The 15,723-nt window shown below is 75.1% G+C and carries 15 protein-coding genes; 7 read left to right on the plus strand and 8 right to left on the minus strand.

What is annotated here, in order from left to right; all coding sequences use genetic code 11:
- From ABZU52_RS28020 to ABZU52_RS28045, 6 genes are all read right to left on the minus strand, one after another.
- Positions 1–481: methyltransferase domain-containing protein (locus ABZU52_RS28020; protein WP_354973961.1), on the minus strand; the 481-nt coding region annotated here is incomplete at its 3' end.
- Positions 482–556: 75 nt separating this feature from the next.
- Complete coding sequence (locus ABZU52_RS28025; RefSeq protein WP_167493679.1) at positions 557–733, minus strand: hypothetical protein; 177 nt, start codon at positions 731–733, stop codon at positions 557–559.
- Between the two features lie 93 nt (positions 734–826).
- The gene (locus ABZU52_RS28030) at positions 827–4,204 is read right to left on the minus strand and encodes an error-prone DNA polymerase (RefSeq protein WP_354973962.1); all 3,378 of its coding nucleotides are present in this window, start codon (positions 4,202–4,204) and stop codon (positions 827–829) included.
- Between the two features lie 336 nt (positions 4,205–4,540).
- On the minus strand, positions 4,541–6,247 hold the full coding sequence (locus ABZU52_RS28035) for a DNA polymerase Y family protein (RefSeq protein ID WP_354973963.1): 1,707 nt from the start codon (positions 6,245–6,247) through the stop codon (positions 4,541–4,543).
- Complete coding sequence (locus tag ABZU52_RS28040; RefSeq protein ID WP_354973964.1) at positions 6,244–6,969, minus strand: hypothetical protein; 726 nt, start codon at positions 6,967–6,969, stop codon at positions 6,244–6,246. Before ABZU52_RS28040 ends, ABZU52_RS28035 begins: the two co-directional genes overlap by 4 nt.
- Positions 6,970–7,071: 102 nt before the next feature.
- Entirely contained in the window at positions 7,072–7,521 is a 450-nt protein-coding gene (locus tag ABZU52_RS28045; RefSeq protein WP_354973965.1) for an SAV_6107 family HEPN domain-containing protein, read from the minus strand.
- A 524-nt stretch (positions 7,522–8,045) separates the two neighbouring features.
- Between ABZU52_RS28045 and ABZU52_RS28050 the strand changes: the two genes are divergently transcribed.
- From ABZU52_RS28050 to crtI, 6 genes are read left to right on the plus strand one after another with little or no spacing between them, the layout of a single operon-like run.
- Positions 8,046–8,534 carry a YbaK/EbsC family protein gene (locus tag ABZU52_RS28050; protein WP_354973966.1) on the plus strand — a complete coding sequence of 163 codons (489 nt, stop codon included), beginning with the start codon at positions 8,046–8,048 and terminating at the stop codon, positions 8,532–8,534.
- A gap of 5 nt (positions 8,535–8,539) precedes the next feature.
- Entirely contained in the window at positions 8,540–9,301 is a 762-nt protein-coding gene (locus ABZU52_RS28055) for a monooxygenase (protein ID WP_354973974.1), read from the plus strand.
- A complete protein-coding gene (locus ABZU52_RS28060) occupies positions 9,298–9,849 on the plus strand; it encodes a GNAT family N-acetyltransferase (RefSeq protein ID WP_354973967.1) in 552 nt (183 codons plus the stop codon). The genes ABZU52_RS28055 and ABZU52_RS28060 overlap by 4 nt, the downstream gene beginning before the upstream one ends.
- Positions 9,846–10,781, plus strand: coding sequence for a carotenoid biosynthesis protein (locus ABZU52_RS28065; RefSeq protein ID WP_354973968.1), 936 nt, complete (start codon positions 9,846–9,848; stop codon positions 10,779–10,781). Before ABZU52_RS28060 ends, ABZU52_RS28065 begins: the two co-directional genes overlap by 4 nt.
- Positions 10,778–11,905 carry a glycosyltransferase family 2 protein gene (locus ABZU52_RS28070; RefSeq protein ID WP_354973969.1) on the plus strand — a complete coding sequence of 376 codons (1,128 nt, stop codon included), beginning with the start codon at positions 10,778–10,780 and terminating at the stop codon, positions 11,903–11,905. Before ABZU52_RS28065 ends, ABZU52_RS28070 begins: the two co-directional genes overlap by 4 nt.
- An 11-nt stretch (positions 11,906–11,916) precedes the next feature.
- Positions 11,917–13,404 carry a phytoene desaturase family protein gene (gene crtI / locus ABZU52_RS28075; RefSeq protein WP_354973970.1) on the plus strand — a complete coding sequence of 496 codons (1,488 nt, stop codon included), beginning with the start codon at positions 11,917–11,919 and terminating at the stop codon, positions 13,402–13,404.
- A 31-nt stretch (positions 13,405–13,435) separates the two neighbouring features.
- On the opposite strand, the gene ABZU52_RS28080 is transcribed toward crtI, so the two are convergent.
- Entirely contained in the window at positions 13,436–14,125 is a 690-nt protein-coding gene (locus ABZU52_RS28080; RefSeq protein WP_354973971.1) for a CDP-alcohol phosphatidyltransferase family protein, read from the minus strand.
- Positions 14,126–14,169: 44 nt separating this feature from the next.
- Positions 14,170–15,087, minus strand: coding sequence for a methylenetetrahydrofolate reductase [NAD(P)H] (gene metF, locus ABZU52_RS28085; RefSeq protein ID WP_354973972.1), 918 nt, complete (start codon positions 15,085–15,087; stop codon positions 14,170–14,172).
- Between the two features lie 337 nt (positions 15,088–15,424).
- Here metF and ABZU52_RS28090 point away from each other — a divergent pair.
- Positions 15,425–15,723, plus strand: a 299-nt coding sequence (locus ABZU52_RS28090) for a helix-turn-helix domain-containing protein (protein ID WP_354973973.1), incomplete at its 3' end; no start/stop codon positions are given.

The following is a 15,723-nucleotide window of genomic DNA, read 5'->3' on the forward strand; positions in this document are numbered from 1 at the left end:
CGGCGGCCGGCTGCCCGGCGATCAACGCGGCGGCCAACGCGGCCGGCAGTTCGAGGGTCTCCACCAGCTCGTCGGGCAGGCGGTTCAGCGCGGCCACCACCGGCGCCGGGTCGTCCACCACCTCCAGTACGGCGTGGCAGAGCACCAGGTCGACGCCGGCCGGCTCGACCAGCCCGGCGAGGGCGTCGCCGTCGCCCTGCACGGCGGCGATCCGGTCGGCCACCCCGGCCTCGGCGGCACGGCGGGTGAGCGCGGCGAGCGCGTCGGGGCTGGCGTCGACGACGGTGACCCGGTGCCCGGCGCGGGCCAGCGGAACGGCGAAACCGCCGGTGCCGCCGCCCACGTCCAGCACGGTGAGCTCGGCGTCGCCGCGCCGGTCCAGCTCGGCGCGGAGCACCGACCAGATCACGGCGGTACGGGGTGTCAGCGGCGGCTCGGCGAACCGGCCTCGGGTCTGCTCCACCCGGCCGAGCCTAGTCACCCGGCCCGGTGGTGGTGCGGGCGTGTGGCGGGCGCGCCCACCACACGCCCGATCGGTGCGTGGTAGCGCGGGTGATCAGGCCTCGGTGCCCTCGGCCTCGTCCTCTGCCCGGGACCGGCGCTCGTTGGCCACCGGACCGTTGGTCACCTCGTACTCGCGGGGGTCGGCGAGGTGCGACGGCACCCAGCCGTTGCCCAGTCGGGTCCGCCGGGCGTTGGCGATTCCACCGGTGTACGCGTGATTTCCCGTCACTGTCGTTCCCCCTCACGGATCACGGGCCGCTCTGCCCGCTCGGGACGAGTCTCCCGCTCGGCGGCTCGGGAAACCGTAATGTGGATCACTTAATCAGCGGAAGTCACGGGAGGCCGGACTCACCGGCGGCTCGATGGCGTCCAGCCGGTCGGCGACCAGGTTGGTCACCCCCTCGTGTCGCTGCAACCGCCCCCGGACCACCAGCGCGGCGCTGGTCCGCGCCACCCGCCGGTAGCGCTGCCACAGCCCCGGCGAACAGGTGACATTCAGCATCCCGGTCTCGTCCTCCAGGTTGAGGAAGGTCACCCCGCCCGCGGTCGCCGGGCGTTGCCGGTGGGTGACGATGCCACCGACCCGGATCCGCTGCCCCGGCTCCACCCGACCGAGCCGGGCGATCGGCACCGCGCCGAGCACGTCGAGCTGACCCCGGATGAACCGGGCCGGGTGGCTCTCCGGCGACAACCCGGTGGCCCACACGTCGGCGACCAGCCGGTCCACCGCCTCCATCCCGGGCAGTGTGGGCGCCGCCGCGCCGGTCACCGTGCCGGGCAGCCGGCCCGGTCGGTCCTGGGCCGCCGCGCCGGCGGCCCAGAGCGCCTCCCGCCGGGTCAGCCCGAAACAGGCGAAGGCGTCCGCGGTGGCCAGCGCCTCCAGCTGCGCGGCGGTCAGGCCGACCCGCCGGGCCAGATCCGGCATGTCACGGTACGCCCCACCGGCCGCCCGCTCGGCCTCGATCCGCTCGGCCACGTCCGACCCGAGGGTACGTACGCTGGACAGCCCCATCCGGACGGCCGGACCACCCAACCCCCAGGCGTGCGGCGGCTCACCCGGCCCGCTGCCCCACCGGGTGTCCGGGGTGGACTCCAACACCGCCTTCGCCCCGCTGGCGTTGATGTCCGGACGGCGGACCTCCACCCCGTGCCGGCGGGCGTCGTCGACAAGGGTCTGCGGCGAGTAGAAACCCATCGGCTGGGCGTTGAGCAGCGCGGCCAGGAACGGCGCCGGGTGGTAGCGCTTGAGCCACGAGCTGGCGTACACCAGGTAGGCGAAGCTCATCGCGTGGCTCTCCGGGAAGCCGTAGCTGGCGAACGCGGTGAGCTTGCGGTAGACGTCGTCGGCCAGCTCCCCGGTGATGCCCCGCTCGGCCATCCCGGCGTAGAGCCGGTCGGCGATGCGGGTCATCCGCTCGACCGACCGTTTCGCGCCCATCGCCCGGCGCAACTGGTCGGCCTCCGCCGCGTCGAAGCCGGCCAGGTCGATGGCGAGCTGCATCAACTGCTCCTGGAACAACGGCACACCCAGGGTCTTCTCCAACGCGTTGCGCATCAACGGGTGCGCGTACGTCACCGGCTCCTGGCCGTTCTTGCGCCGGATGAACGGGTGCACCGAACCGCCCTGGATCGGGCCGGGACGGATCAGCGCCACCTCGACCACCAGGTCGTAGAACTCGCGGGGCTTGAGCCGGGGCAGGGTGGCCATCTGGGCCCGGCTCTCCACCTGGAACACCCCGACCGAGTCGGCCCGGCAGAGCATGTCGTAGACCTCCGGGTCGTCCAGGGTCATGTCGCCCAGGTCGAGCCGGGACCCGATCATGTCGTAGCCGTAGTGCAGCGCGGAGAGCATGCCCAGGCCGAGCAGGTCGAACTTCACCAGGCCCACCGCGGCGCAGTCGTCCTTGTCCCACTGCAGGACGCTGCGCCCGGGCATCCGCCCCCACTCCACCGGGCAGACCTCGATCACCGGTCGGTCGCAGATCACCATGCCCCCGGAGTGGATGCCCAGGTGCCGCGGGAACGTCTGCAACTCGTTGGCGTACTCCACCACCTGCTCGGGGATGTTCTCGACATCGACAGTGGCGACCGAGCCCCACCTGTCGATCTGCTTGCTCCAGGCGTCCTGCTGACCGGGTGAGAAGCCGAACGCCTTGGCCACGTCCCGCACGGCCGACCGGGGCCGGTAGGAGATGACGTTGGCGACCTGGGCGGCGTGCTCCCGGCCGTAGCGGGTGTAGACGTGCTGGATCACCTCCTCCCGCCGGTCGGACTCGATGTCCACGTCGATGTCCGGCGGGCCGTCCCGTTCCGGGGCGAGGAAACGCTCGAAGAGCAGTCGGTGCCGGACCGCGTCCACATTGGTGATCCGCAACGCGTAGCAGACCGCCGAGTTGGCCGCCGAACCCCGACCCTGGCAGTAGATGTCCTGGTCCCGACAGAACGTGACGATGTCGTAGACCACCAGGAAGTAGCCGGGGAAACCCAGCTCCTCGATCATGTTCAGTTCGTGGTCGAGTTGCGCGTACGCCGTCGGGTGCGCCTGCGGCGGCCCGTAGCGCTCGTGCGCCCCGTCGGCGGTCAGCTTCCGCAGCCAGCTCATCTCGGTGTGCCCCGGCGGCACCGGGTACGCCGGCAGCTGGGGCGCGACGAGCTGAAGGTCGAAGGCCAACTCGGCGCCGAACTCGGCGGCCCGCGCCACAGCACCCGGGTACGCGGCGAACCGGGCCGCCATCTCCGCGCCGCTGCGCAGGTGGGCGGTGGCCGCCGCCGGCAACCAGCCGTCGATCTCGTCCAGGCTGCGTCGGGCCCGGACGGCGGCGACGGTGGTGGCCAGCCGACGCCGGCCGGGGCTGGCGTAGTGCACGTTGTTGCTGGCCACCGTCGGCAGCCCAGCGGCGGCGGCCAGCTCGGCGAGCGCGTCGTTGCGGTCCGCGTCGACGGGATGACCGTGGTCGGTCAGCTCCACGGCCACCGTCTCGGCGCCGAAGAGCGCGGTCAGCCGGTCCAGCTCGCGGGCCGCCGCGTCCACCCCCTCGGTGAGCAGCGCCCCCGGCACGTGCCCCTTGCGGCAGCCGGTCAGCACCAGCACATGGTCACGCAGCTCGGCGGCGACCTCCTCCAGGTCCCCGTAATCCGGGCGGCCCTTCTCCCCGCCACGCAGCTGGGCGCGGGCGATGGTGGTGGCCAGCCGGGCGTACCCCTCGTGGCCGTGCGCGAGCACCAGCAGGTGGGCGCCGTGCGGGTCGGGCTCGCCGTTCTGCGGGCCGGGCAGGCCGAGGGAGAGCTCCGCGCCGAAGATGGTCGGCAGGCCCAGCGTACGAGCCGCCTCGGCGAAGCGGACCACCCCGTAGAAGCCGTCGTGGTCGGTGACGGCGAGGGCGGTGAGCCCCAGCCGGGCCGCCTCCTCGGCCAGCTCCTCCGGGTGACTGGCGCCGTCGAGGAAGCTGAAGTTGGTGTGCGCGTGCAGCTCCGCGTAGGGCACCACGCCGTCGGGGCGGGTCAGCTCCGGCGGCTGGTACTGCTCGCGGCGGCGGCTCCAGGCCGGGGAGTCGCCGCCGTCGCCGTCCACCGCGAGCGGGTCCACCACGTGCAGGTGCCGCTCCTCGCGCGACCGCCCGCCGCCGGAGCCGCCACCGGCCCGACCGGAGAGCACCCGCTCCAGCTCCGACCAGGGCATCTTCGGGTTGTGAAAGCTCATCCGGCCACTCCGGCCGCTCGGACCGCTCGGACCGCGCCGCCCGCTTTGCCCACTCGGACCGCTCGGACCGCGCCGCCCACTCGGACCGCGCCACCCGCTTTGCCCACTCGGACCGCTCGGACCGCGCCGCCCACTCGGACCGCGCCGCCCGCGCCGGCCGCTTCTGCCGGCCCGCTGGCGGTGGCACGACCGACCAGGCGCCCGGCGGTGCGCAACCGCGCCAGCGGCGAAAGCCACCGGGAGCGGTATGACTGTGAGTCATAAATATGACTCACAGTCATACCGCTCATCAGGACATCTGCCTCCCGACCAACACCGGTCATGGGGCGACCTGACTCAGTCATAGATGGCCTCCACCAGCCACTGCCCGGACTCCACGGCGAGCAGCAGAGCGGTGCCGTCGGCGAGGCTGACCTGGAAGCGGGCCCGACGGCGGGCCTCGGCCGGCGCCCACCAGCGCTCGTCCACCGGCCACGGCCCGGCCCACCCCACGATCTCCGCCGGCTGGCCGGTGCCGACCACCAGCCGAGCGGGGGCGGCGCTCACCGCCAACCGCGCACTGATCACCACCGGCTCGCCGGCGGCGTCGTGCACCGTCGCGGCGAGCGGGCTGGGCAGCACCACGGCGGGCGCGGGCGGTGGCAGCCGGCCCGGCCACGGCGGGGTGCCCCCGCGCGGGGCAGTGGCCGCACCGGCACCGGCACCGGCACCGGCACCGGCACCGTTGGCTTTGGCTTTGGCGTTGGCGGCACCGTTGGCGTTGCCGTTGGCGTTGGCGTTGGCGTTGGCGGCGCCGGCTACGGCCGGCGGGCCGGGCCGGGCGGGGAGACGTTCGTCGCCCCACGGCACCAGGCGCACCTGGTCGGCCGGGGAGCGCCCACCACCGAGCACGGCGGTGACCACCGCTTCCGGGCCGAGGATGCCCTGTACCCGGCTCAATGCCCGGTGCGCCCGCTCCCGCTCCTCGCCGGTCTCCCCCCAGAGACCAGCTTGCAGACCGCCCTGGGCGAGCACCCCGTCCGGGATCAGTCGCAGCCGGATGACGCCGGCCGTCGGTCGGGCCGGGCGGGCACCGGCGCGGCCGTTGCTGCCGGAGAGCCAGCCGTCGAGCTGCCAGCGCACCCGATCGGCGATGGCCGCGGCGGTGAGCAGACCGTCGTGCCGCCACACCCGGTGCAGCTCCTGCCCGTGCTCGGTGACCGCCTCGATGCCGAGCCGGGTGCAGGCCAGCCCGTACCCGGCCAGCCGCTCGTGCAACTGCTCGGCCAGGGCGCGGGCGGCGAACGCCGCCGCGTCGACCCGGTCGATCGGCTCGTCGTACGCGGAGGTCACCGTCAGGTCGGTCGGCGGCTGCCGGACGGCGAGCGGACGGTGATCCCGGCCGGCGGCCAGCCGGTGGGCCAGCGCTCCGTCGAACCCGAACCGGGCCAGCACGTCGCCGGCCGGCAGCGCGGCGAAGTCGCCGAGGGTCCGCACCCCCAGCCGGCGCAGCAGATCGGCCAGTGCGGACCGACCGAGCGCCTCGACCGGCAACCCGGCCAGGAACGCCGGTGTTCCGCCCGGCTCCACCACCCGGCCGGCGCGGGCGGCCAACCCCGCGGCGAAAACCCCGTCGGCGATGCCCACCTGGCTCTCCACCAGACAGGACTGGGCGACGTGCTCGATGAGCCGCTCGGCGGCCGCCTCCTCGCCGCCGAGGTAACGACTCGGGCCCCGGGCGGCGACCGCGCAGGCACCCGGACGGACCACCTCGACGCCGGCGACCAGTTCCTCCAGCGCGGCGACCACCGGCTCGAACGCCCGGGCGTCCCGGCCCGGGTCGTACTCCACGACGGTGAGCTGCGGGCAGCGCCCCTGCGCCTCCCGCTTGCGCAGCCCTCGGCGCACCCCCTCGGCGCGGGCCCGCTCGGAGCAGGCGACCACCCGGTTGGCGTGCAGCACGGCGACCGGACCGGTGGCTGGCACACCGTCGACGATCTCGGCGGCGAGCACCGGCCAGTCCGGGCACCACAGCAGCAGGGTCCGGGTCGGCGAGCCGGTCACCCCGACCCGACCAGGGCGAGCGGCACCGACGGACGGCCCACGGTCGACCGCACCGCCCGGGGAATGACCCGGGTGAGCTCGGCACCGGGGAGCCAGACCTTGATCTCCTTGGGTCGGGCGGCCGCTCCGCGCCCGCGCGCCGAGACGGTGACCTCCCGGCGACGCAGCCGCCCCCGGCCCTGGTCGAGCCCTTCCCAGACCCCACGGACCACCTGCAACGTCACGTCCGCGCCGTCCCACCGGCCGTACGGAACGAGCACGCTGCCGCGCTGTCGGGCCCGCGCGGCCAGCCGGGTGGCGACCGAGGCGGAGACCGCGGCGGGTACGGCGGTGACCACGACGTCCACCCCGTCGATCAGCGCGGCGACCACTGTGGCCCACTCGGGGCCGGGATTCGGCACCAGGGCCAGCCGGTCCAGGGCGATGCCCAGCTCGGCTGCCGCACCCGCACCGAACGTCGGCACTCCGACCACGGCGCACCACGAACCGGCCCGGGACGCCTCGGCCAGCAGGGCCAGCACCAGCGAGGTGCCGCCACTGCGTCGGGGCTGACCGGCGGCGACCGCGATGGTGCTGCCGCGGCGCAGACCCCGGTTGGGTAGCAGACCGGTCAACTCGGGCACCACCGGCAGCACCCGGTGGCCACCGACCGGGTCGGGCGCGCTCGCCGGGCGCACCAGATCGGCCAGCGCGGCGGAACCGACCACCATGCGGCCCGCCATTGGACCAACTCCCCCGTCGTTGCTGTGGATCAGATCAGGACCGGCACGCCGTGCCACCGGCCGCCCGGCTCCCCCCGCAGGGCGGCCGGTGGCACGGCGGGATCAGGCGGCGAGGCCGTCCAGGGACGGTTGGTGGGCCACGCCGAGCGCGGTTTCCACCACCGTGACGAACTGTTCGGCAGCGCGGAGCAGATCGTCGGCCTCCCGGGCGCTGACCACCCGGGGGATGCCGGCCTCGGCGGCGGCGCGTTTGCTGGCCCCCGCGGCGAAGAACCGGGACCACTCGTCGAGCTCCGGAGCGACAGCGCAGAGCAGGACCCAGACGCTGGTGATCCGGTTGCGTCGACTCGGCGCGGGGCGGGCCCGGGCGGCGAGCAGGGCCGCCGCCGCGCGCAGGGCCGCCAGGTGGGCTGCCGCGTAGCGCAGGCCGTCAGGTCGGGTCTGGCCGGCCTCGACCAGCCCACGACGGGCCAACGTGAGGAGCTGGGCGGGGGTGCGATGCGGCAGCACGTGCGCCGGCACCGTCGGTGCCTGAGCCGGGTTGGTCGGCATGGATGGTCTCTCCTCCACGTGGCCGAGACGTCACACCGGCGGCTGATGCCGCCAACGAGACGCCGAGGTCGGGGTGGTGCGGAGGAAGACGCACCGGGTGTGGCCGGCCGGGTGTGGATGCTTCCCCACACCACACCCGGCCGGCGGGCCGGCGGGGGCGTCGGCCTCGGCGGGGCGGGCCGGGCGGGGTGGGTCCCCCCCCCCCCCCCCCCCGCCGCCCCGCGGCCGGGGGGGTGCGACCCCCGCTGCCCGGGGGTCGTGGGCGGCGGGCGACGCTCCTGCCTGTTGGGACCAGGCTCGCGACTGCCCGGAAACCCAGGTGCGGCCCGCGGAGCCGCACCGCCCGGAGGTGGCGCCGCGAAACGCCGCGCTCCGGCTGGTTGGAACGGGCGTTCGAGGCAATCGAACACTCGTTCTAACTGCTGCTGACAGTACACCTCCCCTCCGACGAAAATGCAACGTGTGACGCGCTGAGCGTGCCGGCCGGCTGAACCGGCCCCCGGCGGACCGGGAAGAATGGCGGGATGCAGCCACACCCGAACGTACGGGCGGTGCAGGACGCGCTCACCGCCGCCGGCACGGTCGACGGCGCCGGTGAGCCCAGCGTGGTCCGTCTGCTGCCCGACGCGGTGCACACCGCCGCCGCGGCCGCCGAGGCGCTCGACGTCGAGGTCGGCCAGATCGCCAACTCACTGATCTTCGACGCGGACGACACGCCGCTGCTCGTCCTCACCTCCGGCGCGCACCGGGTCGACACCGCCGGACTGGCGGCGTCGATCGGCGTCACCAGGCTGCGCCGGGCCACCCCGGAGTTCGTCCGGGCCCACACCGGACAGCCGATCGGCGGGGTCGCCCCACTCGGGCACCCGCACCCGCTACGCACCCTGGTGGACACGGCGCTGGCGGCGTACCCGGAGATCTGGGCCGCGGGGGGCGTACCCCAGGCGGTCTTCCCGACCACCTACGCCGAGCTGCTGCGGGTCACCGCCGGCACCCCAGCCGAGGTGGCGTGAGCGCGCTGAGCGAGCCCACCGGCGGGCACCGCAGCACGGCTCCGGAGCTGGTCACGCTGCACGTGTGGCGGACCTCCCGTGGCGCGCTGCCCCGGGCGCTGACCCGGATGGCGCTGGATCCACGCCGGTTGCGGGCCCTCCCGGGCGTTCGGTTCGGCAAGCTGCTGGGCACCGGGACCGGCACCGACTTCGGGCCGAGGGACGCCGACCTGACCCGGTGGGCGGCACTGACCGTCTGGGACTCCCCCGCCGCGGCGGCCGACTTCGGCGACTCGTCGGTCGGGCGGGCCTGGGCGCGCATCGCCCACGCCCACGCCCGGATCGACCTGCGCCCGCTGACCAGCCGGGGCGAGTGGTCCGGTCAGCGGCCGTTCGGCGACCCGTCGGGCGGCCGGGTCACCGGCCCGGTGCTGGCGCTGACCCGGGCCCGGCTGCGGGCCCGCCGGGCCGCCACCTTCTGGCGGGCGATCCCGCCGGTGGCGGCCGCCCTGCGCGACGCGCCCGGGCTGCTGGCCCGGTTCGGGGTCGGCGAGGCCCCGTTGGGCTGGCAGGGCACGGTGAGCGTGTGGCGTGACCCGACGGACCTGGTGGCGTTCGCGTACCGTCACCCGGAGCATCGGGCGGCGATCATGCGAACCCCCACCGCGGGCTGGTACGCCGAGGAGCTGTTCGCCCGGTTCGAGGTACGCGACGTGGTCGGCGACCGGTCGGTGCTCGGGTGGGTCGCCGACGGCGGCCCAGAAACGGTGAAGGGTGGACGGGCATGAGGTTGGTGCGCTGGACGCCGGACGATCTCGTCCGGCGGCTGGACGACGTGGTGGCCGTCTACGGCGAGGCGATGGGATACCGCACCGACCTGCTGGAGGCCCGGCGCGGTTACATCGCCACCCACGTTCGCCGGCCGGGTTTCCGAGCGGTGGCCAGCCTGACCAGCGAGGGTCACCTGGCCGGCTTCGGCTACGGCTACCTGGGCGCCTCCGGTCAGTGGTGGCACGACCAGGTGCACCGCGCGCTGGACGCCCCGACCCGCACACGCTGGCTCACCCACTGCTTCGAGGTGGTCGAGCTGCACGTCCGGCCGCCGGCGCAGGGGCACGGCCTGGGCACCGGTCAGCTGCGCGCGCTGCTCGGCATGGCGGAGGGTGACACCGTGCTGCTGTCCACCCCGGAGGCCGACGAGCAGACCTCGCGGGCCTGGCGGTTGTACCGACGGTTCGGCTTCGTCGACGTGCTGCGCGACTTCCACTTCCCCGGCGACGAGCGACCGTTCGGCGTGCTCGGTCGGGATCTGCCGCTCGAGCCACCGGTGTCATGACCCGACGGATCTCCTGGACGCTGCTCGCCGTCCTGGTGCTCGCCCAGATCTGCTACCCGCTCACCGGCGGCGCCACCCGGGCCGGGCTCACCGTGGCCACCGTCGTCCTCGGTTGGCTGCTCTCGGTCGGCCACGCGCTGCTCAGCCGAGGCCCCAGGGTGGCCGCGGCGCTGGTCGCGGTGGCCACCGGCGGCGGGTTCGCGATCGAGGCGATCGGGGTGGCCACCGGTGTGCCGTTCGGCAGCTACGACTACTCCGGCGAGTTGGGTCCCAAGCTGGCCGGTGTGCCGTTGATCATTCCGCTGGCCTGGACCTGGATGGCCTGGCCGGCCTGGCTGGCAGCGGTCCGCCTGACCGGCGGTGGCAGCGCCTCCCCCACCGGCAGCGGCGCAACGGCCGGCACCGGCACCGGCTCCGGCACGGGCACCGGCTCCGGCTCCGGCAGCGGTTCACCAGCCGGCAGCCGCGCGACGGCCGGACGGTGGGTCGGCCGGATCGCGCTGGCCACGGTGGGGCTGGCCGCCTGGGACCTGTTCCTCGACCCGCAGATGGTGGCCGAGGGCTACTGGGTCTGGCGCGACGCCACCCCGGCCCTGCCCGGCCTGACCGGCATCCCGGTCAGCAACTACCTGGGCTGGCTGCTCTTCGCGGTGCTGATGATGAGCGCGCTGCGCCCACTGGCCGGGCCGGCCGCCGCGCACACCGATCGGCGGGACCACCCGATGGTCGCGCTCTACCTGTGGACGTACTTCTCCAGCATCCTGGCCCACGCCGTCTTCCTCGACCTGCCCGCCTCGGCGCTCTGGGGCGCCGCCGGCATGTCGGTGACCGCCGTACCGCTGGCGGTGACCCTCCTGCGTGCCCGCCGGGGCGGTGACCCCGGTCGGGAGGCCCACCAGCCACACCGCCCAGGCGTCGACGCGACCCGATGACCGTCCTGCTCGCCCTGCTGATCGCCGTCGCCGCGTTGACCGGGCACACCTGGCTCAACGCCACCCGTTGGCTGCGCCGGCCCACCGACCGGCCCGACGAGGTCGACGAGCCGGTGGCCGTGCTGCTGCCGCTACGCGACGAGGCCGCCCGGGTCACGCCCTGCCTGCGCGCCCTGCTGGCCCAGCGCGGCATACCCGGGCTGCGCGTCGTGGTCCTCGACGACGGGTCCACCGACGGCACCGCCGACGTGGTCCGCGCGGTGGCCGGCGACGACCCCCGGGTCACGCTGCTCACCGGTGTCGCCCCGCCGCCGGGCTGGCTGGGCAAGCCGCACGCCTGCTGGCAGCTGGCCACCCGGGCCGACCCGGACGCCACCGCGCTGGTCTTCGTCGACGCCGACGTGGTGCTCGCCCCGCACGCCGTGGCCGCCGCCGTCACCGAACTGCGCGCCGCCCGCGCGACGCTGCTGTCGCCGTACCCCCGGATCGTGGTGACGACGGCGGCCGACCGGCTGGTGCAGCCGTTGTTGCAGTGGCTCTGGCTGACCTTCCTGCCGCTGCGCGCGATGGAGCGCTCGCCGCGGCCGTCGCTGGCCGCGGCGGGCGGGCAGTTCCTGGTGGTGGACCGGGCCGGCTACACCGCCGCCGGCGGGCACGCCGCGGTCGCCGACAAGATCCTGGAGGACGTCGAGCTGGCCCGGGCGGTCAAGCGGGCCGGCGGGCGGATCGCCCTGGCCGACGGCTCCCGGCTGGCCACCTGCCGGATGTACGACGACTGGCCGCAGCTGCGCGACGGGTACTCGAAGTCGCTCTGGGCGTCGTTCGGGCACCCGGGCGCGGCGGCGGCCGTGGTGACGGCGCTGCTGCTGCTCTACACCGCCCCGCCACTGGTCGCGTTGGTGGGTGCGGCGGCCGGCGCGGCGGGGGTGGCCACCGTGGGTCTGGCCGGCTATCTGCTCGGGGTGACCGGGCGGGTGCTGACCGCCCGGGCGACCGGGGGCCGGTGGTGGCCCGACGCGCTCGCACACCCCGTGTCGGTCGTGGTCCTCGGTTGGTTGACCCTGCGGTCGTACCATCTGCGAAAGCAGCGCCGCCTGACCTGGCGGGGCCGCCCGGTCAGCTAGGAGGGCGTGGCATGGCGCGGATCGTGGTCGTCGGCGCCGGGGTGGGTGGCCTCGCCACCGCCGCCCGGCTGGCCGCTACCGGGCACCAGGTGACCGTCTTCGAGCGGGCCGACACCATCGGCGGCAAGCTCGGCCGGTACGCGCACGACACCCCGGCCGGTACGTTCCACTTCGACACCGGGCCGAGCCTGCTCACCCTGCCCGACGTCTTCCACGACCTGTTCGAGGCGACCGGGGCGAAGCTCGACGAGTACCTGGACCTGGTCGGGCTGGACCCGATCGTCCGGCACGTCTTCCCCGGCGGCGGCCCGGCACTCGACTCGTGCGCCGACCCGGTGGAGTTCACCGCCCGGATCGGGGCCGCCTTCGGTGACCGGGCGGCAGCCGACTGGCAGCGGCTGTGGGGCCGCGCGGCGCGCGTGTGGGAGGCGTCCTCGCGGGACATCCTGCGCCGTGCCGTCGACTCTCCCCGCGACCTCGCGTCGCTGGCCTGGCGCGTCGGCGACCTGGCCGCCATCGCCCCCGGCCGCACACTGCGCGGCCTGGGCCGCCGGCACCTCTCCGACCCGCGGCTGCGGATGCTGCTGGACCGGTACGCCACCTACACCGGCGCCGACCCGCGTCGGGCGCCGGCGGCGCTGGTCGCGGTCCCCTACGCCGAGCTGGCCTTCGGTGGCTGGTACCTGCGCGGTGGGTTGGGCACGCTCGCCGACGCGTTGCTGACCCGCTGCCTGGACCTCGGCGTGGTCGTGCAGACCGACGCCACGGTCACCCGGATCGACGCGACCGGCGGCCGGGTGCACGGGGTACGCCTCGCCGGCGTCACCGCCCCGGTGCCCGCCGACGTGGTGGTGGCCAACGTGGACGCGCTCACCGTCTACCGTGACCTGCTGCCGCACCCGCGTCGGCTGGCCGGGCTGACCGACCGCAGCCTCGCCGGCTTCGTGCTGCTGCTCGGCGTCTCCGGCAGCACCGGGCTGGCCCACCACAACGTTTTCTTCCCGGACGACTACGACGCCGAGTTCGACGCGGTCTTCGGTGACCCCGGGCGGGGCGTACGGGCCCGGCCGGCGGCCGACCCGACGGTGTTCGTCACCGTGGCCGACGACCCGATGGTCCGCCCAGCCGGACACGAGGCGTGGTTCGTGCTGGTCAACGCCCCCCGGCAGGGCCTCGCGGCGGGCGCTGTCGACTGGCGACGCCCGGGGCTGGCCGACGCGTACGCCGATCAGATCCTGGACGTGCTGGCCCGGCGCGGCGTGGACGTGCGCGACCGGCTGCTGTTCCGCGAGATCCGCACCCCCGCCGACCTGGACGCGGCGACCGGCGCGCCGGGTGGCTCGATCTACGGCACCGCCGGTGGGCTGCTCCGCCCGGCCAACCGGGGCCCGGCGAACGGGCTGTGGCTGGTGGGCGGCTCCACCCACCCGGGCGGCGGGTTGCCGATGGTGACCCTCTCCGCGCAGATCGTCGCCGACGAGATCGGCCCCGCCTGGTAGACCCGGCGTCGAGCTGGCCTGGCTCGGCCGCTCAGCCGGCGTCGAGCAGGGCGCGGCGGGTGCTGGAGAGCAGCTGCCCCAGGCCGAACCCGGCCAGCAGCACCCAGACCGCGGTCGCCATGGTGATGGTGCCGGCGGTCAGCTCCGGCTCGATCAGCCCGGCCAGCCCGGCGACCAGCAAGCCGGCCAGCGCCACGGAGACCCGGGTGGGGCGCTCGCCCACGGTCACCGCGCCGATCTCCCGCATGCCGGCGGCGACCGCCCGCGCTCGGACGTACTCGTGCAACCAGGACAGCGCGCCGCCCGCGACGACCAGCCCACCCGGCGCGCCCGCCAGCCAGAACGCCAGCAGCCAGGCCACCTCACCGAGCCGGTCGGCGACCGAGTCGTAGACGTAGCCGAGGCGGGTGGTGCGGTTGGTGGCGACCGCCACCGCGCCGTCCACGCTGTCCGCAACGGCGGCCAGCAGCACGAACAGCGCGCCGAGGAACGGCCCGTCCCCCTGCCGGCCCACCAGCAACGGTACGCAGAAGCAGAGCAGCACGCCGGCCACAGTGACCGCGGTGGGGCTGACCCGCAGCCGACCCAGCACATATCCGACGTGGTACGCGAATCGCAGCCAGGCGCGCACCACCGGCGCCGCGACCCGCGGGTCGAACCCGCCGTGCAGTCGCGCCCACGCCGTGGCGTACTGATCCCAGTTCAGCTGTGTGCCCACCATGGATCAACCGTCGTGCCGGGCAACAGGTGTCGCAGGCGCACCGTTCACACGCGGGCGCCGGCCTTCAGGTTCTGCCAGACCTCGCGGGTCGCGGTGGACCGGTTGAGGGTGATGAAGTGGATTCCCGGCACGCCCTCGTCGAGCAGTCGGCGGCACATCTCGCTGGCCTGCTCGATGCCGAGCCGGCGGACGGCGTCCGGGTCGTCGGCGACGCGCTCGAAGCGGGCCGCCAGCGCCGGTGGGAACGGCGCGCCGGACAGCTGCACGGACCGCTCGATGGTGCCGATCTGGGTCACCGGCATCACCCCCGCCAGGATCGGGGTGTCACAGCCGGCAGCGGCCACCCGGTCACGTAGCCGCAGGTAGTCGTCGGCGTCGAAGAACATCTGGGTGACCGCGAACTCCGCGCCGGCCCGACACTTGCGGACAAACTGGGCGGTGTCGCTGGCCACGTCGGGCGAGCGGGGGTGCTTGTACGGGAAGGCCGCCACGCCGACGCTGAAGTCGCCGGCGTCGCGCACCAGGCGGACCAGGTCCTCGGCGTAGTCCACCCCCTCGGGGTGGCGGATCCACTCACCGCCCGGGTTGCCCGGGGGGTCGCCACGAACGGCCAGCACGTTGCGCACACCCACCCCGGCGAGCCGGCCGACCACGTGCCGCAGCTCGGCGACGGAGTGGTTGACCGCGGTCAGGTGGGCCATCGGCAGCAGGGTGGTTTCGGTGGCGATCCGCTCGGTCACCGCCACGGTGGTGTCCCGGGTCGTGCCGCCGGCGCCGTACGTGATCGACACGAACGACGGGCGCAGCGACTCCAGCTCGCGGATGGCCCGCCAGAGCAGCTGCTCCCCCGCCTCGGTCTTGGGCGGGAAGAACTCGAACGAGAAGGTCGGTTGGTGCTCACGGATGAGCTCCCCGATCGCCGGCTGGGGATTGGGGAGTGTCGAGGGAAGACCGAGCGCCACGACCCGACTCTAGCGGTCGATGCAACCAGGACCCAGGCCCTTCTCATCCAGCGGCCGGTGCCGCCCGTCCGCCCGACCCGGTGTGCGGTGTCGCCCGGGGCCGTCAACCGGGCGGGCGATGCCGCCCGATCCGCCCCGTGGCGGTGGGCGCTGTCGCACCCCGCACCCGACCCGGCGGGCGGAAGGCGTCGTACCACCGAGGTAGAAAGGGGCGGTGCGGGAGGGGCGGCGGGGGTGGCCCGGGTCCCGTGCGGGGGTCAGCAACCGAGCGGTGACGCCGGTCCCGCCCGGACGGGCGGGTGGGTCGTCACCGCACCGACGCCCGCCAGGAGGACTCATGATCCCGCCCGCATCGCCGCGCCCAGCGCAGCTCGGGCCGCTGCTGGCCCGGTGCCGACTGGCCCGGGGCTGGAGCCAGCAGCGAGCCGCCGCCGAGTTGTGCGCCGCCGCCGGGGTGCCGACGCTGAGCCGGCACGAGGTTTCCCGGTGGGAACGACAGCGCCGCGTGCCGGGCGGGTTCTGGCTCGGCTGGCTCGCCGTCGTCCTGGACGTGCCGCTGGTGGTGCTCGCCGAGGCCGCCGCGGCCACCCGTCGGGCCGGCTCGACGCGGGCCACCGGGCCGGGCCGCGCCGCCGT

The sequence above is a fragment of the Micromonospora sp. NPDC005220 genome (assembly GCF_040607895.1).
GTDB lineage: Bacteria > Actinomycetota > Actinomycetes > Mycobacteriales > Micromonosporaceae > Micromonospora.